Annotated in this window: 22 protein-coding genes; 11 read left to right on the forward strand and 11 right to left on the reverse strand. The window is 67.0% G+C overall.

Features of this window, described 5'->3' with window-relative positions:
- Genes ASE16_RS09330 through sufB form a run of 3 tightly spaced genes read right to left on the reverse strand, consistent with a single transcriptional unit; the run spans nt 1 to nt 2,930 of the window.
- Nucleotides 1-324, reverse strand: a complete 324-nt coding sequence (locus ASE16_RS09330) for a non-heme iron oxygenase ferredoxin subunit (RefSeq protein ID WP_402850037.1) — start codon at nt 322-324, stop codon at nt 1-3.
- Nucleotides 324-1,511, reverse strand: coding sequence for a Fe-S cluster assembly protein SufD (sufD, locus tag ASE16_RS09335; RefSeq protein WP_055893979.1), 1,188 nt, complete (start codon nt 1,509-1,511; stop codon nt 324-326). Before sufD ends, ASE16_RS09330 begins: the two co-directional genes overlap by 1 nt.
- Nucleotides 1,512-2,930, reverse strand: coding sequence for a Fe-S cluster assembly protein SufB (gene sufB / locus ASE16_RS09340; protein WP_055893981.1), 1,419 nt, complete (start codon nt 2,928-2,930; stop codon nt 1,512-1,514).
- A 289-nt stretch (nt 2,931-3,219) separates the two neighbouring features.
- On the opposite strand from sufB, the gene ASE16_RS09345 reads away from it, so the two are divergent.
- The 5 genes from ASE16_RS09345 (at nt 3,220) to ASE16_RS09365 (ending at nt 6,701) form a co-directional block, all read left to right on the forward strand.
- Nucleotides 3,220-4,164, forward strand: a complete 945-nt coding sequence (locus ASE16_RS09345; protein WP_055893983.1) for a COX15/CtaA family protein — start codon at nt 3,220-3,222, stop codon at nt 4,162-4,164.
- A gap of 330 nt (nt 4,165-4,494) precedes the next feature.
- Nucleotides 4,495-4,779, forward strand: coding sequence for a hypothetical protein (locus ASE16_RS09350; protein ID WP_414843027.1), 285 nt, complete (start codon nt 4,495-4,497; stop codon nt 4,777-4,779).
- A complete protein-coding gene (locus tag ASE16_RS09355) occupies nt 4,776-6,008 on the forward strand; it encodes a hypothetical protein (protein ID WP_055893987.1) in 1,233 nt (410 codons plus the stop codon). The genes ASE16_RS09350 and ASE16_RS09355 overlap by 4 nt, the downstream gene beginning before the upstream one ends.
- Before the next feature lie 31 nt (nt 6,009-6,039).
- A complete protein-coding gene (locus tag ASE16_RS09360; protein ID WP_235500430.1) occupies nt 6,040-6,369 on the forward strand; it encodes a hypothetical protein in 330 nt (109 codons plus the stop codon).
- Nucleotides 6,366-6,701, forward strand: coding sequence for a hypothetical protein (locus ASE16_RS09365; RefSeq protein WP_157480232.1), 336 nt, complete (start codon nt 6,366-6,368; stop codon nt 6,699-6,701). The genes ASE16_RS09360 and ASE16_RS09365 overlap by 4 nt, the downstream gene beginning before the upstream one ends.
- Nucleotides 6,702-6,718: 17 nt before the next feature.
- On the opposite strand, the gene ASE16_RS09370 is transcribed toward ASE16_RS09365, so the two are convergent.
- Complete coding sequence (locus ASE16_RS09370) at nt 6,719-7,276, reverse strand: GNAT family N-acetyltransferase (RefSeq protein WP_055893995.1); 558 nt, start codon at nt 7,274-7,276, stop codon at nt 6,719-6,721.
- Nucleotides 7,277-7,278: 2 nt separating this feature from the next.
- On the reverse strand, nt 7,279-8,199 hold the full coding sequence (locus ASE16_RS09375) for a heme o synthase (RefSeq protein ID WP_055893997.1): 921 nt from the start codon (nt 8,197-8,199) through the stop codon (nt 7,279-7,281).
- A gap of 296 nt (nt 8,200-8,495) precedes the next feature.
- On the opposite strand from ASE16_RS09375, the gene tkt reads away from it, so the two are divergent.
- Genes tkt through pgl form a run of 6 tightly spaced genes read left to right on the forward strand, consistent with a single transcriptional unit; the run spans nt 8,496 to nt 16,634 of the window.
- The gene (tkt, locus tag ASE16_RS09380; protein ID WP_055893999.1) at nt 8,496-10,589 is read left to right on the forward strand and encodes a transketolase; all 2,094 of its coding nucleotides are present in this window, start codon (nt 8,496-8,498) and stop codon (nt 10,587-10,589) included.
- 28 nt (nt 10,590-10,617) lie between these two features.
- Complete coding sequence (gene tal / locus ASE16_RS09385) at nt 10,618-11,730, forward strand: transaldolase (protein WP_055894002.1); 1,113 nt, start codon at nt 10,618-10,620, stop codon at nt 11,728-11,730.
- Complete coding sequence (locus tag ASE16_RS09390) at nt 11,727-13,337, forward strand: hypothetical protein (RefSeq protein WP_055894004.1); 1,611 nt, start codon at nt 11,727-11,729, stop codon at nt 13,335-13,337. Before tal ends, ASE16_RS09390 begins: the two co-directional genes overlap by 4 nt.
- 29 nt (nt 13,338-13,366) lie before the next feature.
- Entirely contained in the window at nt 13,367-14,908 is a 1,542-nt protein-coding gene (gene zwf, locus ASE16_RS09395; RefSeq protein WP_055894007.1) for a glucose-6-phosphate dehydrogenase, read from the forward strand.
- Nucleotides 14,905-15,867, forward strand: coding sequence for a glucose-6-phosphate dehydrogenase assembly protein OpcA (locus ASE16_RS09400; protein ID WP_055894009.1), 963 nt, complete (start codon nt 14,905-14,907; stop codon nt 15,865-15,867). Before zwf ends, ASE16_RS09400 begins: the two co-directional genes overlap by 4 nt.
- The gene (gene pgl, locus ASE16_RS09405; RefSeq protein ID WP_055894012.1) at nt 15,864-16,634 is read left to right on the forward strand and encodes a 6-phosphogluconolactonase; all 771 of its coding nucleotides are present in this window, start codon (nt 15,864-15,866) and stop codon (nt 16,632-16,634) included. Before ASE16_RS09400 ends, pgl begins: the two co-directional genes overlap by 4 nt.
- Nucleotides 16,635-16,706: 72 nt before the next feature.
- Here pgl and ASE16_RS09410 read toward each other — a convergent pair whose 3' ends face one another.
- The 6 genes from ASE16_RS09410 to ASE16_RS09435 all read right to left on the reverse strand — a co-directional run bounded on the left by ASE16_RS09410 (nt 16,707) and on the right by ASE16_RS09435 (nt 21,186).
- Nucleotides 16,707-17,075 (reverse strand): RNA polymerase-binding protein RbpA, encoded by a 369-nt coding sequence (locus ASE16_RS09410; RefSeq protein WP_055894014.1) that lies wholly within the window; start codon nt 17,073-17,075, stop codon nt 16,707-16,709.
- Nucleotides 17,076-17,102: 27 nt separating this feature from the next.
- The gene (secG, locus tag ASE16_RS09415; protein ID WP_055894015.1) at nt 17,103-17,354 is read right to left on the reverse strand and encodes a preprotein translocase subunit SecG; all 252 of its coding nucleotides are present in this window, start codon (nt 17,352-17,354) and stop codon (nt 17,103-17,105) included.
- Nucleotides 17,355-17,422: 68 nt separating this feature from the next.
- On the reverse strand, nt 17,423-18,226 hold the full coding sequence (gene tpiA, locus ASE16_RS09420; protein ID WP_055894017.1) for a triose-phosphate isomerase: 804 nt from the start codon (nt 18,224-18,226) through the stop codon (nt 17,423-17,425).
- Nucleotides 18,214-19,431: a phosphoglycerate kinase gene (locus tag ASE16_RS09425; RefSeq protein ID WP_055894019.1), complete on the reverse strand. Its 1,218-nt coding sequence runs from the start codon at nt 19,429-19,431 to the stop codon at nt 18,214-18,216. Before ASE16_RS09425 ends, tpiA begins: the two co-directional genes overlap by 13 nt.
- Before the next feature lie 15 nt (nt 19,432-19,446).
- Nucleotides 19,447-20,457 (reverse strand): type I glyceraldehyde-3-phosphate dehydrogenase, encoded by a 1,011-nt coding sequence (gene gap, locus ASE16_RS09430; RefSeq protein ID WP_055894021.1) that lies wholly within the window; start codon nt 20,455-20,457, stop codon nt 19,447-19,449.
- 102 nt (nt 20,458-20,559) lie between these two features.
- On the reverse strand, nt 20,560-21,186 hold the full coding sequence (locus tag ASE16_RS09435; RefSeq protein ID WP_055894023.1) for a superoxide dismutase: 627 nt from the start codon (nt 21,184-21,186) through the stop codon (nt 20,560-20,562).
- Between the last annotated feature and the right edge of the window lie 34 nt (nt 21,187-21,220).

The following is a 21,220-nucleotide window of genomic DNA, read 5'->3' on the forward strand; positions in this document are numbered from 1 at the left end:
CTAAATCTCTTTCGTTGCGTTCGGGTCGATGTAGACGTCACCGTCGATGAGCTCGACCTGGTAGACGGGGACCGGCTCGTACGCCGGTAGGTTCATGGGCTTTCCGGTGAGGAGGGAGAATTGCGAGCCGTGCGCCCAGCACTCGAGCGTCTCGCCCTCGACGAAACCCTCGGACAGCGAGATCTCGCCGTGCGTGCAGGTGTCGCCGATGGCGTGGATCGCTCCTGCCGAGTCTTTGACGACGGCGATGGGGGTGCCTTCGACGACGACGCGGGTGGCCTGGTCGACCACCAGCTCGTCGGCGGAGCAGACGCGCGTGCCCATCAGCTCCCCACCGTGACGACGGACTCGAGCTCGGCCTCGATGGCCGCGTGCAGGCGCTCCTGCAGTGCAGGCGAGCCGATCTGCTGCACGATCTCCGCGAGGAAGCCGCGGACGACCAGGCGGCGCGCCTCGTCCTCCGTGATCCCGCGGGACTGCAGGTAGAAGAGCTGCTCGTCGTCGAATCGGCCTGTCGCGCTCGCGTGGCCTGCCCCGACGATGTCGCCTGTCTCGATCTCCAGGTTGGGCACGGAGTCGGCGCGGGCGCCGTCCGTGAGCACCAGGTTGCGGTTCTGCTCGTAGGTGTCCGTGCCGACGGCCTTCGGGCCGATCAGCACGTCGCCGATCCACACCGTGCGCGCTCCGACGCCCTGCAGTGCGCCCTTGTATGTGACGCGACTGCGGGTGGCCGGGGCGTCGTGGAAGACGTACACCTGCTGCTCGAGGTGCTGGCCTGCGTCGGCGAAGTACGCGCCGTAGAGCTCGGCGTCCGCGCGCTCGCCCGCGAGGTGCGCGGACGGGTTGAGCCGGACGACCCCGCCGCCGAGCGTCACTGCGACGTGCTTGAGAAGCGCGTCCTTGCCGATGCTGGCGAAGTGGGTCGCGACGTGGAGCGCGTCGTCGTCCCACTCCTGCACGGTCACGACCGTGAGGTGCGCGCCGTCGCCGAGGACGAACTCGACGTTCTCAGTGAGGTGCGCCGCCCCGCTGTTCTGCAGGATGAGCGTCGCACGGCTGTTCGGCGCGGCCACGACGACGGTGTGCGCCGCACGGGGACCGCTGCCGAGCGCGGAGCGGGTGAGGGTGAACTCCTTGTCGTCGTCCCCGGTGACGGAGATGACGAGAGCCTGCTGGAAGGCGGTCCAGGCGTTCGCGGACGCCCGGTCCTCCGGCGTGCCCGCACTGCCGATACGCGCGTCGTCACGGCCGACCCATTCGGTGCTGACACCGGATGCGACGGTCGCGTCGAACATGTACGGCGCGCCGTCCAGCTCGCCGGAGATGAGCTCGGCGAGGCGGGCGACCGGCGTGTACTTCCAGACGGCCTCGCGGCCGGTGACATCCGGGAACTCGGAGACGACGGTGGACTTGAAACGGTCGGAGCGGGTCTGAACGGGCACAGCGCTGCGCATGTGCTTCGGCGCTGCCGTTCCCGCGGTTTCGATGGTCTTCGGGGTGGCGGTGGTCATTTAGCCGACAGAGCCTTCCATGCCCATCTCGATGAGCTTGTTGAGTTCGAGTGCGTATTCCATCGGGAGCTCCCTGGCGATCGGTTCGATGAAGCCGCGCACGATCATCGCCATGGCTTCGTCCTCAGGGAGACCGCGGGACATCAGGTAGAACAGCTGCTCCTCGCTCACGCGCGACACGGTCGCCTCGTGCCCGAGCTGCACGTCGTCGACACGGATGTCGATCGCCGGGTATGTGTCGGAGCGGGAGATCGAGTCGACCAGGAGAGCGTCGCAGCGCACCGTGTTGGCCGCGTGGTGCGCGTTCGCATCCACGCGCACTTCACCGCGGTAGCCTGCGCGGCCACCGCCGCGCGCGATCGACTTGGAGACGATCGACGACTGCGTGTACGGCGCCATGTGGATCATCTTCGCGCCGGCGTCCTGGTGCTGGCCCGGGCCGGCGAACGCGACGGACAGGGTCTCGCCCTTGGCGTGCTCCCCCATCAGGTAGATCGACGGGTACTTCATCGTGACCTTGGAGCCGATGTTGCCGTCGATCCACTCCATGGTCGCGCCCTCGGCCGCCGTCGCGCGCTTGGTGACGAGGTTGTACACGTTGTTCGACCAGTTCTGGATGGTCGTGTAGCGCACGCGGGCGTTCTTCTTGACGATGATCTCGACCACGGCGGAGTGCAGAGAGTCGGACTTGTAGATCGGAGCCGTGCAGCCCTCGATGTAGTGCACGTAGCTGTCCTCGTCCGCGATGATCAGCGTGCGCTCGAACTGCCCCATGTTCTCCGTGTTGATGCGGAAGTATGCCTGCAGCGGGATCTCGACGTGCACGCCCTTCGGGACGTAGACGAACGAGCCGCCGGACCACACGGCTGTGTTCAGCGCGGCGAACTTGTTGTCGCCTGCCGGGATCACCGTTCCGAAGTACTCCTGGAAGATCTCGGGGTACTGCTTGAGCGCGGTGTCGGTGTCGAGGAAGATGACGCCCTGCTGCTCCAGGTCCTCGCGGATCTGGTGGTAGACGACCTCCGACTCGTACTGAGCAGCCACGCCGGCGACGAGGCGCTGACGCTCCGCCTCGGGGATGCCGAGCTTCTCGTACGTGTTGCGGATGTCCTCCGGCAGGTCTTCCCAGGTCTGGGCCTGCTTCTCCGTGGACCGCACGAAGTACTTGATGTTGTCGAAGTCGATCTCGGAGAGATCGGCGCCCCAGGTGGGCATCGGCTTGCGCTCGAAGAGCTGCAGCGCCTTGAGGCGACGCTCGCGCATCCAGTCCGGCTCGTTCTTGAGCGCGGAGATATCGGTCACCACCTCAGGCGAGATCCCTCGACGCGCGGACTGCCCCGCCGTGTCGGAGTCCGCCCAGCCGAACTCGTATTGCCCAAGGCTCTCGAGTTCGGGGCGGTCGATCAGGATGTCTGACATATCTACCTCGTTTCCTTCCACTCGTAACCGGCTATCATTCCGGCTCATTCCCTCGGACAGGTCGAATACACGACCTGCACAAGCGTCGTGATTGTGCGGGTGGCTGGTGTGCGTACCTAAACTGTTCGGAGACTCGGGCTTCGTCGCCCCGGCTGCAAGAAGCTGCAGGCACGCGCATCGGGCGCGTTTCTCGAACCCACCAATTCTACAGGTGCGGACCGGTAATAGTAGAGACGCGCCTGCGCGTTGCCCGAGTATCCGACCAAGAAGCAAGGAAAACAGACCCAGAATGAAGCGCATCATCGCCTGGCTGCCCGACCGCGTGGACATTCGCCTGAAGGTCATCGCGTGGATCTACCTCGTCGGGCAGATCGTTCTGGTCGGCACAGGCGGCCTCGTCCGCCTCACGTCGAGCGGTCTCGGCTGCCCCACCTGGCCCAAGTGCACGGCCGATTCGCTGGTGAACACGCCGGAGATGGGCATCCACGGCGTCATCGAGTTCGGCAACCGGCTGCTGGGCGTTCTGCTCGGGATCGTGGCGATCGTGGCGTTCGTCGCCATTCTTCGCCTCCGCAAGGAGCGCAAGGACCTCTTCTGGCTCACCCTGCTCGCCGGACTCGGCATCCCCGCCCAGGCGGTCATCGGCGGCCTGAGCGTGCTCACCGAGCTGAACCCGTACGTCGTCGGCCTGCACTTCGTGGTCTCGATCGCGCTCGTCGCGCTCTGCACCACGTTCCTGTTCCGCCTCTACACGACCCCTGGGCCCCGGATGCGCGGCGTGCCGGCGTGGTTCGCCGTCGTCGCGCACATCACCAGCTTCGTCGTCGCCGTGACGATCATCGTGGGCATCCTGACCACGGGCTCGGGACCGCACGCCGGAGACGCGAACGCGCCCAGGAACGATCTCAACCCGGAGATCCTGCAGCACGTGCACGCCATCCCCGCCTATGTGACGTTCGCTCTGACGCTCGTGCTGGTCGTGGCGTCCCTCCGCATCCGCGGCACGCGCGTGCACCGCTACACGATGTACCTGCTCGCGGTCGAGGTCCTGCAGATCGCGGTCGGCCTGATCCAGGCGAACACAGGGCTACCCGGCATCCTGGTCGGCATCCACATGATGCTCGCTGCCATGCTCGCCGCAGCCATGACCGCCGTCGTGCTGTCACTGAAGGCGCCGGTCGCCGCCGGCCAGGCGGACGCGGCGTCAATGGAGCGCGGGGCTGCCGTCGCCTGACGGCTGAGTCACGACGCCGAGCGCCGCATGCGCGGCTCGGCGATTTCTCCCCTGCGCTGCGCCCGGCCCCTCGGTCGGGCCCGCTCGGGGCGGATCGGGAGCGTTCGCTCTGGTATGGTCACGTCTAATATGTCGATGCATCATTCCAGCGGTCGAGTCGCGAGCACTTCGTCGCGGACTCACGTGCACCGATCGACGTCGCGCAAGCGCGGAGACAGGCGAAGAACACGACGAGCGGTGGGCTCGGCGCTGCTAGGCGTCACTCTGATCGTTGGCCTGACTGCGTGCTCGTTGCTACGAGATCGCCTCATGACACCGGACCCTCCTGTGTTGGAACAGCAGCGAGCGTCCGCGCTCTACTTCCGCGACGAGTACCAACCGAACGTCGAAAAGATCAAGTTCACCCAAGATGGGAGCCGCGGGGGGCTCGGCGCGCCATGGCGAGCGAATGCGATCGCAACAGTCGCGGGCGACGACTACTTCGTGATCATCGGGCCGGACACAGGTCCAGCGTTCGTGGGCGGCACCGGCAGGCCTCCCGAACCGCTGCCACCTGCCCCGAACCTCCCGCTGACGGTGGTCTACAGCGACGGAACGTCGGAGGTGTTCGAGTGACGACCGCCGAGCAATTCATGCATCTTGCAAGCGAGGTATACGACGTCGACCGCCTGAAACGCGACCCTCCGCTGGCGGTGGGCGAAGAGTTCGATGCCGGTAGCGGTGACCACACGCAGGCCTATCGAGTGATCGACACCGAGGATCACCCTGCGAACGGCTTCCAGGCGATGGCTGTCGTGCCCGTCGTGGATGGCGTGCCGGACCTGTCGCAGATCGTCGTGTCGTACGCGGGCACCAATCCGGAGCACCGAGCTGACCTGTTGGAGGATGTCGAGACGGTCGTCGGGGGCACGCAGGGCCCGCTGAGTCAGGTGGCGGATGCTCGGCGATTCGCAGACCGGGTGAAGAAGGCGCATCCCGACTCGTCTATCGAGGCTGCGGGGCATTCGCTCGGTGGGTTCCTCGCGTTGCTGGTGGCCGCGGAGAACAACTGGAGCGCGACGACCTTCAACGGGCCAGACCCGTGGGAGTGGTTGTCCTCCGAGGCGAAGACGCGACTGGAGGCCGATCAGAAGACGGGCAGGTTGCGGCTGCACAACTACGTGAACGAGTGGGACCCCATCGGCAATCTGTACGTCAACCGGACCGGCGCTGCCGACTTCGTGACCGATGAGCGTGGCCGCTCGGCGTTGGATTATCACAACATCGGAAAGGGCGGCGCCTTCTCGTTCGAGCCGGATGGGTCGGTCACAGCCGCCGGGACGAAAGGCCATCGCCTTGACGACATTCTCGCCAACGTCGTCGATTCTCTCCTTCCCGGGGCGTCCGCAGCCCTGTCCCCCGCCCTGCTGGCGGTCGCCGGCATCGCCAGGAACCCGGCATCGATGAAGTCGCTGGCCTCGAACGCGTCCGGGGCGATGGTGGCAGTCAACTCGGTCGCCGCGCTGAGCCTCGCGGCGAGCATCGGCAATACCGCGACCGCGCTTACCGAGATCAAGCAGGCCAATGGCCGCATCATCCCCCGGATGGAGGAGGGCCTGCTGGAGGCTAAGAACTCAGCCGCCGTTCTGCCCACGATCACCGCCTACGACATCGAGCACTGCATCGAGATGCACCGCTTGCATGTACACCAGAACGTCGATGAGGACGCCGTGTGGGCCGTCAGTGCCCGGGTCGAACGCCACATCGAACGGGTGGGCCAGCTCAGTGAGGGTATCGCCCAGTCCGTGCGTCACACACTGGAGCAGGATGCGCAGTGGGCTGTCACTTTCGGACTCGGCAGATAGGAGAAGTCTCATCATGGATCCCGCAGAATTCGTGCAGGAACTCTTCGACGGAATCGACCGTGAGATGCGGACCGGCGTCCACGACGTCCAGGACTGGATCGAAGCCCAGGTCCACGGTGCAGCGGTTCAGCTTCTGAACGCCCTGATGCCGCCGATCGTCCACGCGAACAACGCCGCCGTGAAGATCAGCGAGTCCGCCGTCGTTGCTTCAGCGAGCACGGGCATCGGAGTCACCATCGGCAGCGCTGATCTCGGCAATTCGGTCCTCGCCGGCGCCGTGGCAGACACCGTGGAGCGCGGGCTCGGCGAACTGAGGTCTGAGAGCGACTACGCCCAGGGGGTGAACAGCATCGCATGGTGACCTACCGATCGCTCTCGGAGCTGGAGGACGCCCACGACCAGGAGCGCAGTGCCGCACGAATGCGAATAGATTCGGCCGAACAGTACATCGGCCACTACCGCTCCCGAATCAACCAGGTCGCAGAGGAGCTCTACGGTCTGGGCGCTCACAAGGGCGTGGTCGACGACCCTGGCTTCCGCGCGGAACTCCGTCGCGTCACGGATACCGCCAGCGAGAATGTCGCGTACACGGGCCGCAGGATCGGCGAGCTGGAAGACGAGTACGACGCGATGCTCAGGGGGCAGGACGAGCAGCGCGAGCGCTTTCTCGCAGAACGACTCGACGCGGACTGACGACCCTCGAGACCGGGTCAGCTAGCGGACCGTGCTGGCGCAGGGGCCGCTGGGCCGGCCAGGACGCCGACGACCGCACCCCGCGACTCACCACGAAAGTCGACAGTGTGCGCGCTCGCCTGGTCGAAGACGAAGCCGACGTCCATCGCGAGCCGTTTGCTCCGCTCGTTGCCGACCAGGTACTCCCAGCGCAACCGGGAGAACCCCATGCCCTCCGGGTCGAGCGCGTGCGCGACCACGCGGGAGAGCGCCTCGCGCATGTAGCCGTGTCCCCGCGCATCCGGAACCTGCCAGCAGCCGACGGATGCGGACCCGGCCGCCTCGTCCTTGCGCACCTCGATCACACCGAGCAGCCCGCCGTCGCCGATGCGGTACGCCCAGACCGTGAACCGCCCGCTCGCCGCGCCGTGGGGCACGTAGCTGCGGACGAAGAACTCGGCGTTCTCGTGCGTGTACGGAGAGGCCAACGGGATCCACTGCTGGATCACCTGGTCTTGGCACGCCGCATACACGGCGTCGATGTCCGACTCGCGCGGCGCATCCAGAACCAGGCGTTCTGTGCGCAGCACGGTCATGGTCAGAACGGCAGCAGCGGGTCGATCGCGACGGCGAGGAAGATCAGCGTCAGGTAGGCGATGGAACCGTGGAACACGCGCATCGGCGACACCGCGGCGTGGCGGATCGCCAGGTTGTAGAGGCGGTGCGACTCGTACAGGAACCAGCCGCCGACGACCACGGAGATCGTGGTGTAGACGAGCCCCATGTGGGCGACGGGGATGAGCAGCAGCGAGCAGGCGACCATCGCCCACGCGTACAGGATGACCTGCAGGCCGACGACGGCGCGACCGCGGACGACCGCGAGCATCGGAACCCCTGCCTCCTTGTAGTCGTCGCGGTACTTCATCGACAGCGGCCAGTAGTGCGGGGGCGTCCAGAGGAAGATGACGCCGAACAGGATGAACGCCGGCCAGGCGAGCGAACCGGTGACGGCCGCCCAGCCGATCAGCACGGGCATGCATCCGGCGATGCCGCCCCAGACGATGTTCTGCGGGGTGCGGCGCTTCAGGATCAGCGTGTAGAAGACCACGTAGAGCAGGATCGCGACGAGGGAGAGCCCTGCCGCGAGCCAGTTGGTGAAGAAGCCGAGCACGAGCACGGATGCGACGCCGAGGGCGTACGCGAAGACCAGCGCCTCGCGGTCGGTCAGCTCGCCGGTGACCAGCGGGCGGTTCTTGGTGCGCTTCATCACGCGGTCGATGTCGCGATCGATGTAGCAGTTGAACGCGCCTGCCGAGCCGGCGGACATGTATCCGCCGATCACGGTGGCGAGCACCAGCCACAGGTTCGGGATGCCGTTGGCCGCGAGGATCATCGTCGGCACGGTCGTAACGAGAAGCAACTCGACGACACGCGGCTTCGTCAGAGAGAAGTAGGCCTTGACCTTGCGGCTGAAGCCGATTCGGCCCGATTCGACACGGCTCTCTACAGCGACGTCCATTGCTCCTCTAACGATCAGACCGATTCCCCAAGCGATTCTACGATACCGCCGCCCGGCCCTCCCCCGCCTACTCCGCTCACGGCTTATCCACAACCGGCCGAGGGAACACCCCACGTTTCGTGTGTGTTACCTATACTTGGAGATGCTCGCCAGCCGGAACCCGCAGATCCCCGTGTCCTTTTGTAGGAGTCGAACGGATGCGAATCCGGCGCCGATGACGTCCACGGCGCGCACTACCTCAACCGGTGCGGGACCATGACGGCCCTCACCATTTTCTACGAAGGGTCAGTTTTCACGTGGCAGCTCTGCAATGGGATCCCATTGACAACAAGGCAGTAGACACCGCTCGCGTCCTCGCGGCGGACGCAGTCGAGAAGGTGGGCAACGGGCATCCCGGAACCGCCATGAGTCTCGCACCAGCCGCCTACCTCCTCTTCCAGAAGGTGATGCGCCGCGATCCGCACGACCAGCACTGGCTCGGCAGGGACCGCTTCATCCTCTCGGCGGGCCACAGCTCGCTGACGCAGTACATCCAGCTCTACTTCGGCGGATACGGCCTGGAGCTCGACGACCTGGAGAAGCTCCGCACGTGGGGCTCGCTCACGCCCGGTCACCCGGAGTACGGCCACACGGATGGCGTCGAGATCACCACTGGCCCGCTCGGCCAGGGCATCTCCTCGTCGGTGGGCTTCGCATACGCCAGCCGCTTCGAGCGCGGTCTGTTCGATCCGGACGCCGAGCCGGGCACCAGCCCGTTCGACCACTTCGTCTACGTGATCGCCGGCGACGGCGACCTGCAGGAGGGTGTGAGCAGCGAGGCGTCCTCGCTCGCCGGCCACCAGCATCTCGGCAACCTCATCGCGATCTACGACAGCAACCAGATCTCCATCGAGGACGACACCAACATCGCGTTCACCGAGGACGTGAAGGCACGCTATGAGGCGTACCACTGGCACGTCCAGGTCGTCGACTGGAAGAAGACGGGCGTCTACGAGGAGGACGTGCAGGAGCTGCACGCCGCCATCGAGGCCGCCAAGGGCGTCACGGACAAGCCGTCGCTGATCATCCTGAAGACGATCATCGGCTGGCCGGCCCCGAAGAAGCAGAACACGGGCAAGATCCACGGCTCCGCTCTCGGCGCAGACGAGCTGCGCGCCGTCAAGGAGGTCCTCGGCTTCGACCCCGACAAGAACTTCGACGTCGCCCCCGAGGTCATCGAGCACACCCGCAAGGCCGTCGAGCGCGGCGCAGAGCAGCGCGCGGAATGGCAGAAGGGCTTCGACGCCTGGGCAGCGGCCAACCCGGAGCGCAAGCAGCTCCTCGACCGCCTCCTCACCGGCGAGCTGCCGGAGGGCATCGAAGAGGCACTCCCCGTCTTCGAGGCAGGCAAGGACGTCTCCACCCGCGCGGCGAGCGGCAAGGTGCTCAACGCCCTCGGCGCCGTCATCCCCGAGCTGTGGGGCGGCTCGGCCGACCTGGCAGAGTCGAACAACACCACCATCGAGGGCGCAGCGTCGTTCGTGCCGTCCGAGCACTCGACGCACGAGTGGACGGGCAACCCGTACGGCCGCGTGCTGCACTTCGGCATCCGCGAGCACGCCATGGCCGCGATCCTGAACGGCATCGTCCTGCACGGACCGACGCGTCCGTTCGGCGGCACGTTCCTGATCTTCAGCGACTACATGCGCCCCGCCGTTCGCCTGGCCGCGCTGATGAAGGCGCCGTCGATCTTCGTCTGGACGCACGACTCCGTCGCGCTCGGCGAGGACGGCCCGACGCACCAGCCGATCGAGCAGCTCTCGACCCTCCGCGCCATCCCGCAGCTCGACGTCGTCCGCCCCGGCGACGCGAACGAGGTCGCGTACGCCTGGAAGACCATCCTGGAGCGTCGCAACGGCCCGGCCGGTATCGCACTCACCCGCCAGAACATCCCGGTGTTCGAGCGTGGGGACGGCGAGGCGACGGGTGACACCTTCGCGTCTGCTGCGAACGTCTCGAAGGGCGCGTACGTGCTCGCAGAGGCGCCGAACGGCACGCCGGACATCCTGCTGATCGCCACGGGCTCCGAGCTCCAGATCGCTGTTGAGGCCCGCGAGGTCCTCAAGGGCGAAGGCATCAACGCCCGCGTCGTCTCCGCACCGAGCCTCGAATGGTTCGAAGAGCAGAGCGACGAGTACAAGGAAGCCGTGCTCCCCTCCGCCGTCAAGGCCCGCGTCTCGATCGAGGCCGGTCTGGCGCTGAGCTGGAGGAAGTACGTCGGCGACCACGGCCGCAGCGTGTCGATCGAGCACTTCGGTGCGTCGGCCGACTACAAGACCCTGTTCCGCGAGTTCGGCATGACCACCGAGCACGCCGTCGCCGCAGCCAAGGAATCGCTCGCGTCGCTCTGAGCGCGAGACAAGAGGAGATAGAAGAAAAATGACAGACTCCACCCCCACCGCACAGCTCTCCGCAGCCGGCGTCAGCATCTGGCTCGACGACCTGTCGCGTGAGCGCATCGCCACCGGCGGTCTGCAGAAGCTCATCGCGGAGAAGAACGTGGTCGGCGTGACCACGAACCCGACGATCTTCGCCACGGCGCTCTCCAACGGAGAGGCGTACGACGCGCAGGTGCGCGCCCTCGCCGCAGCAGGAACGAACGTCACCGACGCGGTCTTCGAGATCACCACGGACGACGTGGCAGCGGCGAGCGACATCTTCCACGAGCTCTATGAGCAGACGGAGGGCACGGACGGCCGCGTCTCGATCGAGGTCGAGCCCGGCCTCGCGCACGACGCAGCAGGCACCATCGAGCAGGCCAAGAAGCTCGCGGCCAAGGTCGACAAGCCCAACGTGCTCATCAAGATCCCCGCGACGGTCGAGGGCCTCGCGGCGATCACCGAGGTGATCGGCGCCGGCATCAGCGTCAACGTCACCCTGATCTTCAGCCTGGAGCGCTACCGCGGCGTCATCGAGGCGTACCTCGCCGGACTGGAGAAGGCCAAGGCCGCCGGAATCGACCTGTCCGGCATCCAGTCGGTCGCCTCGTTCTTCGTGTCGCGCGTCGACACCGAGATCGACAAGCGTCTGACCGCCATCGGCACCGACGAGGCGCTCGCGCTCAAGAGCAAGGCAGGCGTTGCGAACGCGCGCCTCGCATACCAGGTGTACGAGGAGGCGTTCGCCACCGACCGTGCCAAGGAACTCGTCGCCGCCGGCGCCAACGAGCAGCGCCCACTCTGGGCGTCCACCGGCGTCAAGGACCCGAGCCTGCCTGACACGCTCTACGTGACCGAGCTCGTCGCGCCGAACACCGTCAACACGATGCCGGAGAAGACGCTCGACGCGACCTTCGACCACGGCGTCATCACCGGCGACACCGTCACGGGCAACTACGCGGACGCACAGTCGGTCCTCGACAAGCTCGCCGCGCTCGGCATCTCGTACGACGACGTCACCGAACTCCTCGAGAAGGAGGGCGTCGAGAAGTTCATCGTGTCCTGGAACGAACTGCTGGACACCGTGACCGCAGCGCTGGAGGCGGCGAAGTGACGTTCCGCATCCACGTCACCGGCTCCACCGCCGCGGCCGTCAAGGCCGTCGTTCCGCAGCTGGTCGCCGACCGCGTCGCCTCCGGGATCACCGCCCAGGACCCCGCCCTCTGGGGTCCTGCGGCCGAGGCTGAGGCGTCCAAGCGCCTCGGCTGGACCGAGGCCGTCGCGATCTCCCGTCCGCTCGTCGACGAGATCACGGCTCTGCGCGAGGAACTGCACGCCAAGGGCGTCGACCACATCGTGCTCGGCGGCATGGGCGGATCGTCGCTCGCTCCGGAGGTCATCACCAAGACGGCGGAGGCCGAGCTGACCGTGCTCGACTCCACCGACCCTGGCCAGGTGCTCTCCGCCCTGCGCGACCGTCTCGCGGAGACCGCGGTCGTCATCTCGAGCAAGTCGGGTTCGACGCTCGAGACCGACAGCCAGCGCCGCATCTACGAGAAGTGGTTCCGCGACGCCGGCATCGACCCAGCAGAGCGCATCGTGGTCGTCACCGACCCCGGTTCGCCGCTCGACGCGTCGGCCCGCGAGGCGGGATACCGCGTGTTCAACGCCGACCCCAACGTGGGCGGACGCTACTCGGCGCTGACCGCGTTCGGCCTCGTGCCGTCCGGGCTCGCCGGGGTGAACATCGGCGAGCTGCTCGACGAGGCGGAGGCGACGCTGATCGAGCTCGCCGTCGACAACGACGAGAACCCCGGACTCGTGCTCGGCGCCGCCATCGCGGGCACCAGCCCGCTCAAGGACAAGCTCGGCATCATCGCGGACGGAACGCACATCGTCGGCTTCGCCGACTGGGCGGAGCAGCTGATCGCCGAGTCGACCGGCAAGGAAGGCACCGGCCTCCTCCCCGTCGTCCTGGACCCGCTCTCCCCCGAGGTGGGCGAGAACCTCCCCGACCTGCAGATCGTGCGTCTCGTCGACAACGCGGAGGCTCACCACCTGTTCCCCGCCAACCGCCACGACGGCGAGATCCTCGTCTCCGGCAGCCTCGGCGCACAGCTCATTGTGTGGGAGTACGCCACGGCCGTCGCCGGCCGCCTGCTCGGGATCAACCCGTTCGACCAGCCGGACGTGGAGGCCGCGAAGGTCGCCGCTCGCTCGCTGCTCGACAACCGTCCGGAGCCCGCGACTCCCGCGTTCGTCGCGAACGGCGTCGAGGTGCGCACCACGGGAGACTTCCTGGGCGGCGCGGCAACGCTCGACGCCGCGGTGGATGCCCTCCTCGCCCAGCTCGGACCGGACGGCTACGTCTCCATCCAGGCGTACGTCGACCGTCTCGCATACCCGCAGCTCGCCGGGATGCGCGACCTCCTCGCCGCCAAGTCCAAGCGCCCAGTGACGTTCGGCTGGGGACCGCGCTTCCTGCACTCGACAGGTCAGTTCCACAAGGGCGGCCCCGCCGTCGGCGTGTTCCTCCAGATCACTGCGGCAGCGCCGGAGGACCTGGAGATCCCCGACCGTCCGTTCACCTTCGGCCAGCTCATCCAGGCGCAGGCGGCAGGCGACGCGAGCGTGCTCGGTGAGCACGGCCGTCCCGTCCTCACCCTGAACCTGACGAACCCCGAGGCGAGCATCGTCTCGCTGTTCGAGGCCGTCAACTAACAGCGAAACCTTCCTGACCTAGGAGCTCAATGTCCCCGGTGGAAATCACCCCGGAGTTCAATCCCCTGCGGTTGCCCTCCGATCGCCGACTGAATCGCATCGCCGGCCCGAGCAGCCTCATCATCTTCGGCGTGACAGGCGATCTGTCGCGCAAGAAGCTGATGCCCGCTGTCTACGACCTCGCCAACCGAGGCCTGCTTCCTCCCGGCTTCTCCCTCGTCGGGTTCGCCCGGCGTGACTGGGAGGACCAGGACTTCGAGAAGGTCGTCTACGACGCGGTGAAGCAGTACGCTCGCACGCCGTTCGAAGACGATGTCTGGAAGCAGCTGGCCCAGGGCATCCGGTTCGTGCCAGGCGAGTTCGATGACGACGCGGCCTTCGAGCGTCTCAAAGAGACGGTCGAAGAACTCGACAAGGAACGCGGAACGATGGGCAACCACGCGTTCTACCTGTCGATCCCGCCCAAGGCGTTCCCGCTCGTCACCGAGCAGCTTCGCCGGTCGGGGCTCGCCGACCAGTCCGAGACGGGCTGGCGCCGCGTCGTCATCGAGAAGCCGTTCGGCAGCGACCTGAAGACAGCGCGCGAGCTGAACAAGGTCGTCGAGTCGGTGTTCCCCGCCGACTCCGTCTTCCGCATCGACCACTACCTCGGCAAGGAGACGGTGCAGAACATCCTTGCTCTGCGCTTCGCCAACGAGTTGTACGAGCCGATCTGGAACGCGAACTACGTCGACCACGTGCAGATCACGATGGCGGAGGACATCGGCGTCGGGGGCCGTGCAGGCTACTACGACGGGATCGGTGCCGCTCGCGACGTCATCCAGAACCACCTGCTGCAGCTGCTGGCGCTGACCGCGATGGAGGAGCCCATCTCCTTCGACGCGGCCGACCTCCGCGCTGAGAAGGAGAAGGTGCTCAAGGCGGTGCGTTTGCCGAAGGACCTGAACACCTCCACCGCACGCGGTCAGTACTCCAGCGGGTGGCAGGGCGGCGAGAAGGTCGTCGGCTTCCTCCAGGAGGACGGGATGAACCCCGAGTCCACCACGGAGACGTACGCGGCCATCAAGCTCGACATCGGCACCCGCCGCTGGGCCGGCGTGCCGTTCTACCTGCGCGCAGGCAAGCGTCTCGGTCGCCGCGTGACGGAGATCGCCGTGGTCTTCAAGCGTGCCCCGCAGCAGCTGTTCGCGGAGAGCCAGACCTCTGCCCTCGGCCAGAACGCACTCGTCATCCGCGTGCAGCCGGACGAGGGTGTCACCATCCGCTTCGGCTCCAAGGTGCCCGGCGCCGGGATGCAGGTGCGCGACGTGTCGATGGACTTCGGCTACGGCCACGCCTTCACCGAGGCGAGCCCCGAGGCGTACGAGCGGCTCATCCTGGATGTGCTGCTCGGCGACCCGCCGCTCTTCCCCCGTCATGAGGAGGTCGAGCTCTCCTGGAAGATCCTCGACCCGATCGAAGAATTCTGGGCGACCCAGGGCCAGCCGGAGCAGTACCGTCCCGGCACCTGGGGCCCGAGCTCCGCGGACGAGCTTCTCGCCCGCGACGGCCGCGTTTGGAGGCGTCCATGATCGTCGATCTGCCCGACACCACGACGAGCAACATCTCGAAGGCGCTCGTCAAGATCCGCGAGGAGGGTGGCGCCGTCGCCCTCGGCCGCGTCCTCACCCTGGTGATCGCGACCCACCTCGGCCAGGAGGAGGAGGCCATCGAGGCCGCCAACGACGCCTCTCGCGAGCACCCGATGCGCGTGATCGTCGTCTCCACCGAAGAGGAGCGCACCTCCAACGGCGATGGCCGGCTCGATGCGCAGATCCGCGTCGGCGGCGACGCCGGGGCCAGCGAGGTCATCGTGCTCCGCGCGTACGGAGAGACCGCGAGCGACGAGGAGGGCCTGGTCACCGGGCTCCTGCTCCCCGACGCGCCCGTCGTCGTCTGGTGGCCGGGGATCGCTCCGTCCGTCGTCTCGAAGTCGCCGCTCGGCCGCATCGCTACCCGCCGCATCACGGACGCATCCGCGCAGCCGGACCCGCAGGAGGCACTTCGTCACCTGGCGAAGACGTACGCCCCCGGCGACACGGACTTCGCCTGGACCAGGCTCACCCTGTGGCGCGCGCAGCTCGCCGCCGTGCTCGACCAGCCGCCGTACGAGCCGATCACCGCCGTCGAGGTCGCAGGGGCGGCGGACTCCCCGTCGACCATGCTGCTCGCGTCCTGGCTTGCCCTGCAGCTGCAGGTGCCCGTGCAGTACGACCTGACCTCGCGTGCGACCGGTTCCAGCGGCATCCACGGTGTCCGCATGGAGCGCGCATCCGGCGTCATCGAACTCGAACGCGAGATCCCGAACGTGGCAAGGCTGTCGCAGCCGAACCAGCCGACGCACGACCTCTCGCTTCCGCGGCGCAGCCTCCGCGACTGCCTCGCCGAGGAATTGCGTAGGCTGGACCCTGATGATCTGTACGGTGAGGTGATCACCAAAGGCCTCGACCAGCTCGAGACCGCCGACAAGGGAGCGGGCGCGAAAGCATGACCAACGAACGACGGGTGCTCGTCCACCCCGACAAGCAGGCGCTCACCGGATCGGTTGCAGCTCGATTCCTCACCAAGACCGTCGACATCCTCGACGAACTCGACGAGGCGAACATCGCGCTGACCGGAGGCTCCGTCGGCATCGCCGTGCTGGAGGCGATCAACGAGTCCCCCGCCCGTGACAGCGTCGACTGGTCGAAGGTCCACTTCTGGTGGGGCGACGAGCGATTCGTCGAGAAGGCCAGCGAAGACAGGAACGAGACCCAGGCCCGCGAGGCGCTGCTCGACCACATCGCTGTGCCGCCGGAGAACATCCACGCGTTCCCCGCGTCGGATGAGATCCCCGACATCGACGAGGCCGCCGCGGTGTACGCCGCCGAGCTGGAGGCGTTCGCGCCCGAGGGCGCCCGCGCTCCCCGGTTCGACATCACCTTCCTCGGTGTCGGGCCGGACGGCCACATCGCGTCGCTGTTCCCGGACCGTGCCGGTATCCGGGAGACCGAGGCCACGGTGATCGCCGAGCGCGACTCCCCCAAGCCGCCGCCGGCCCGCCTCAGTCTGACGCGTCCGGTGCTCAACGCGTCCGACCGCATCTGGCTGGTGCTCGCCGGAAGCGACAAGGCCAGCGCCCTCGGTCTCGCCCTCGCGGGCGCCAGCTACACCGAGGTCCCGGTCGCCGGGGCCAAGGGCCGCAAGCGCACGGTGTTCTTCGTCGACAAGGATGCGGCCGTCGACGTGCCGGAGAACCTGATCGCGCCCAGCTACTGAGCTGACGCCGCGCGCGCCAACGACGAAGCCCCCACCAGTCTGAGACTGGCGGGGGCTTTGTGCTGTACTGCGCTAGTTGGTGGGGCTCAGCTTGCCGCGACGAGCACGGAGCTGGTTGAGCGCGTCCTCGAGGAGCTGCTCGGCTTCCTCCTCCGTGCGACGTTCCTTCACATAGGCCAGGTGCGTCTTGTACGGCTCGAGCTTGGTGACCGACGGCGGGTTCTCCTTGTCGCGGCCGGCGGGCAGGCCCGACGACGGCGAGTCGATCACATCGGGGATCTCTTCCTCGGGGAGGTTGGCCGCGAAGTGGCGGACCGTCTCATTCCCGAGGGCGTCCCAGTAAGAGATGGTGATGCGCTCAGCGTGGAATCCACGATCCTGCTCCCCCATCGGGCCCGCGCCGACGCGCGAACCCCGAATTGCACTTCCTCCGGATGCCATGCTGCTCCTCGTGGTGAACTAGGGCGCCTACGCGCCGGAATCGAACTTGGTGATGAGTCCGAGCACGACGATGCAGATGATCCAGACGAGCCCGAGAACCACGGTGATGCGGTTCAGGTTGCGCTCGGCGACACCGGATGCGCCGAGGTTGGAGGTGACGCCTCCGCCGAACATGTCGGAGAGACCACCACCGCGCCCCTTGTGCAGGAGGATGAGCAGCGTCAGCAGGAGGCTGGTGATACCCAGCAGGACCTGCAGGACGACCTGGAGAATTTGCACGACGTACCTTTCGCAAAGCACCCGGACTCAGCGCCCGGGAAGACCAACGACCAGTATAACCGGTGGGGTCAGAGTCCGACGTGCTTCTGGTATCGCACGATGCTCGCGAACTCGGCGACATCGAGGCTCGCGCCTCCGACGAGGGCTCCGTCGACGTTCGGCTCGCGCATGAAACTCGCGATGTTGCCGGACTTCACCGAGCCGCCGTAGAGGATGCGTGTCTTCGCAGCGACGTCCTCGCCGAGCACCTCGACCAGCACGGCGCGCAATGCGGCACAGACCTGCTCGGCCTGCTCGGGCGTCGCGGCCTGGCCGGAGCCGATCGCCCAGACGGGCTCGTACGCCACCACCAGGTCGGCGGCAGAGGAGACGTTCGCCAGAGCGGCGCGCAGCTGGGCGACGGGCACGGCGCTCGCGCCGTGGACCTCGAGGTCCTCCGCCGTCTCGCCGACGCAGATGATCGGCGACAGGTTGTGCGACAGCGCCGCAGCGACCTTGCCGGCGACCTGCTCGTCCGTCTCTCCGTGCAGCGTGCGCCGCTCCGAGTGACCGATGATCACATAGCGGCACTCGAGCTGCGCGAGGAAGGTCGCGGAGATCTCACCCGTGTACGCGCCGGACTCGTGCTCCGAGACGTCCTGCCCGCCGAAGGCGAGCGGGAGCTTGTCGGCCGACACCAGGGTCTGCACGCTGCGCAGGTCGGTGAACGGCGGGAACACCGCGACCTCGACACTGGCGAAGTCGTGGTTCGCGTCCTTGAGGCTCCACGCGAGCTTCTGGACGAACGCGATCGCCTGCAGGTGATCGAGGTTCATCTTCCAGTTGCCTGCGATGAGCGGCGTGCGCCGCACCGATGAGCTCACTGCTGCCATCCGAGGACCTCCAGTCCCGGCAGGTGCTTGCCCTCGAGGAACTCGAGGCTCGCACCGCCACCCGTAGAAATGTGACCGAACTGGTCGTCTGAGAAACCGAGAGCGCGCACGGCGGCGGCGGAGTCGCCCCCGCCGACGACCCCGAGGCCGTCGATCTCGGTGAGCGCCTGCGCGACAGCCTTGGTGCCTGCGGCGAACGGTGCGAGTTCGAACACGCCCATCGGGCCGTTCCAGAACACGGTGCGTGCACCGCGGATGTACTCGCCGAACAGCGTGCCCGTCTCCGGGCCGATGTCGAGCCCGAGTCCTGCGGAGCCCCAGTCGGTGTTCTCGATGCCGTCGACGGGACGCACGACGTGCTCCGCATCGGCACCGAACTTCGACGCCACCACGACGTCGCGCGGGAGCACGATCTCGACGCCCAGCTCCTTCGCCTTCGCGAGGTAGCCCTTGACGGTGTCGATCTGGTCGGCCTCCAGCAGGCTGGAGCCGACGGGGTGGCCGAGTGCCGCGAGGAAGGTGAAGAGCATCCCGCCGCCGATGAGCAGCGAGTCGACCCGCGGAAGCAGGTGGCCGATGACGCCGAGCTTGTCGGACACCTTCGAGCCGCCGAGGACGACGACGTACGGCCGCTCGGGGTTCTCCGTGAGGCGGTCGAGCACATCCAGTTCGGTGGCGATCAGCTGTCCGGCAGCGCTCGGGATGGCCTTCGCCAGCTCGTAGACGCTTGCCTGCTTGCGGTGCACGACGCCGAAGCCGTCGGAGACGAAGGCGTCGCCGAACGCGGCGAGCTTCGCGGCGAATGCCTCGCGCTCGGCCTCGTCCTTGCTGGTTTCGCCGGGGTTGAAGCGGAGGTTCTCCAGCAGCGCGACGTCGCCGTCCTGCAGCCCGGCGACCGCGTCCTGGGCGCCGGAGCCGACGGTGTCCTTGGCGAAGGTCACCGGCTTGCCCAGCAGCTCCGAGAGCCGCTGGGCAACCGGCGCCAGGCTGTACTTCGCGTCCGGGGCGCCCTCCGGGCGTCCCAGGTGGGAGATGACGACCACCTTCGCGCCCTGATTGATCAGGGCGTTCAGGGTGGGAATCGACGCTCGCACGCGGCCATCGTCCGTGATCTGGCCGTCCTTCAGAGGGACGTTCAGATCACAGCGGACGATGACCACCTTGCCGGCGAGCGAACCGAGTGAATCAAGTGTGCGGAGCGTCACGTCGGTTCCCTGTCGTTAGAGGCGCTCGGCCACGTACTCGGTCAGGTCGACGAGACGGTTGGAGTAACCCCACTCGTTGTCGTACCAGGACGCGACCTTGACCTGCGTGCCGCCGATGACCTTGGTCAGGCCGGCGTCGAAGATCGACGAGTGCGGGTCGCTGACGATGTCGGTGGAGACGATCGGGTCCTCGGTGTACTTGAGGATGCCCTTGAGCGGGCCTTCGGCAGCAGCCTTGTACGCCGCGTTGACCTGCTCGACCGTGACCGGGTTGGCGACCTCGACCGTGAGGTCGGTGATCGAGCCGGTGATGACCGGGACGCGGAGCGCGTAGCCGTCCAGCTTGCCGACGAGCTCGGGGATGACCAGGCCGAGAGCCTTGGCGGCTCCGGTGGAGGTCGGGATGATGTTGGCGGCGGCTGCACGGGCGCGACGGAGGTCGCTGTGCGGGCCGTCCTGCAGGTTCTGGTCCGCCGTGTATGCGTGGACCGTGGTCATGAGACCGCGCTCGATGCCGAAGTTGTCGAGCAGGACCTTCGCGAGCGGTGCGAGGCAGTTGGTGGTGCAGGAGGCGTTCGACAGGATGTCGCTCACGGCGCTGTCGTATGTCTCCTCGTTGACGCCGAGGACGATCGTGGCCACGTCGTCGCCGGTGGCGGGAGCGGAGACGATGACCTTCTTGGCGCCGCCGGCGATGTGCTTGCGCGCATCCTCCGACTTGGTGAAGCGGCCGGTGGACTCGATGACGATGTCGACGCCCAGCTCGCCCCACGGGAGGTTGGCGGGGTCGCGCTCTTCGAGGACCTTGATGGCCTTGCCGTTGACGATGATGTTGTCGCCGTCGAGCTCGACCGTCGCATCCAGACGACCGGTGATCGAGTCGTACTTGAGCAGGTGCGCGAGCGCCTTGTTGTCGGTCAGGTCGTTGACGGCGACGATCTCGAGGTCGCTGCCCTTGGCCAGAGCGGCACGGAAGAAGTTACGACCAATGCGACCGAACCCGTTGATTCCGATCTTTACGGACACAGATGTCTCCAGTTACTTGATGGGCGCCCGACGGCGCGGTGTTGTGGGTATGGGGCGGACGGCGGTGTCCCGGGCGGCGAACCATCCGGGACACCGTTCCCGCTATGACAGTAGCAGCAGGCCGGAGGTCTTCTCGCGCGCCCTGGTGAAGCGCTCCTGAACGTCGCCCCAGTTGGTGATGTTCCAGAATGCCTTGACGTAATCCGCCTTCACATTCACGTAGTCCAGGTAGAACGCGTGCTCCCACATGTCGAGGAGGAGCAGCGGAACCGTGGCCGCCGCGAGGTTGCCCTGGTGGTCGTAGAGCTGCTCGATGATGAGCTTCTGCCCGAGCGAGTCCCAGGCCAGGATCGACCAGCCCGAGCCCTGGATGCCGAGGGCGGATGCGGTGAAGTGCGCACGGAACTTGTCGAACGATCCGAAGAACTCGTCGATCGCGGCCGCGAGCTCGCCGGTGGGCTTGTCGCCGCCGTCCGGCGACAGGTTGTTCCAGAACACCGTGTGGTTGACGTGACCCGCGAGGTTGAACGCGAGGTCTTTCTGGAGCTTGTTGACGTTGCCGAGGTCATCGGCGTCGCGCGCCTCTGCCAGCTTGGCGATGGCGGTGTTCGCACCGTCGACATACGCCTTGTGGTGCTTGTCGTGGTGCAGCTCCATGATCCGACCACTGATGTTCGGCTCAAGCGCCGAGTAATCGTATGGAAGGTCTGCGAGCGTGTAGTCAGCCATTACTCATCTCCTCATGTGGTTCCCGGCGCGATCG

The organism is Leifsonia sp. Root227, assembly GCF_001428745.1.
In the GTDB taxonomy this organism is placed as follows: Bacteria; Actinomycetota; Actinomycetes; order Actinomycetales; family Microbacteriaceae; genus Leifsonia.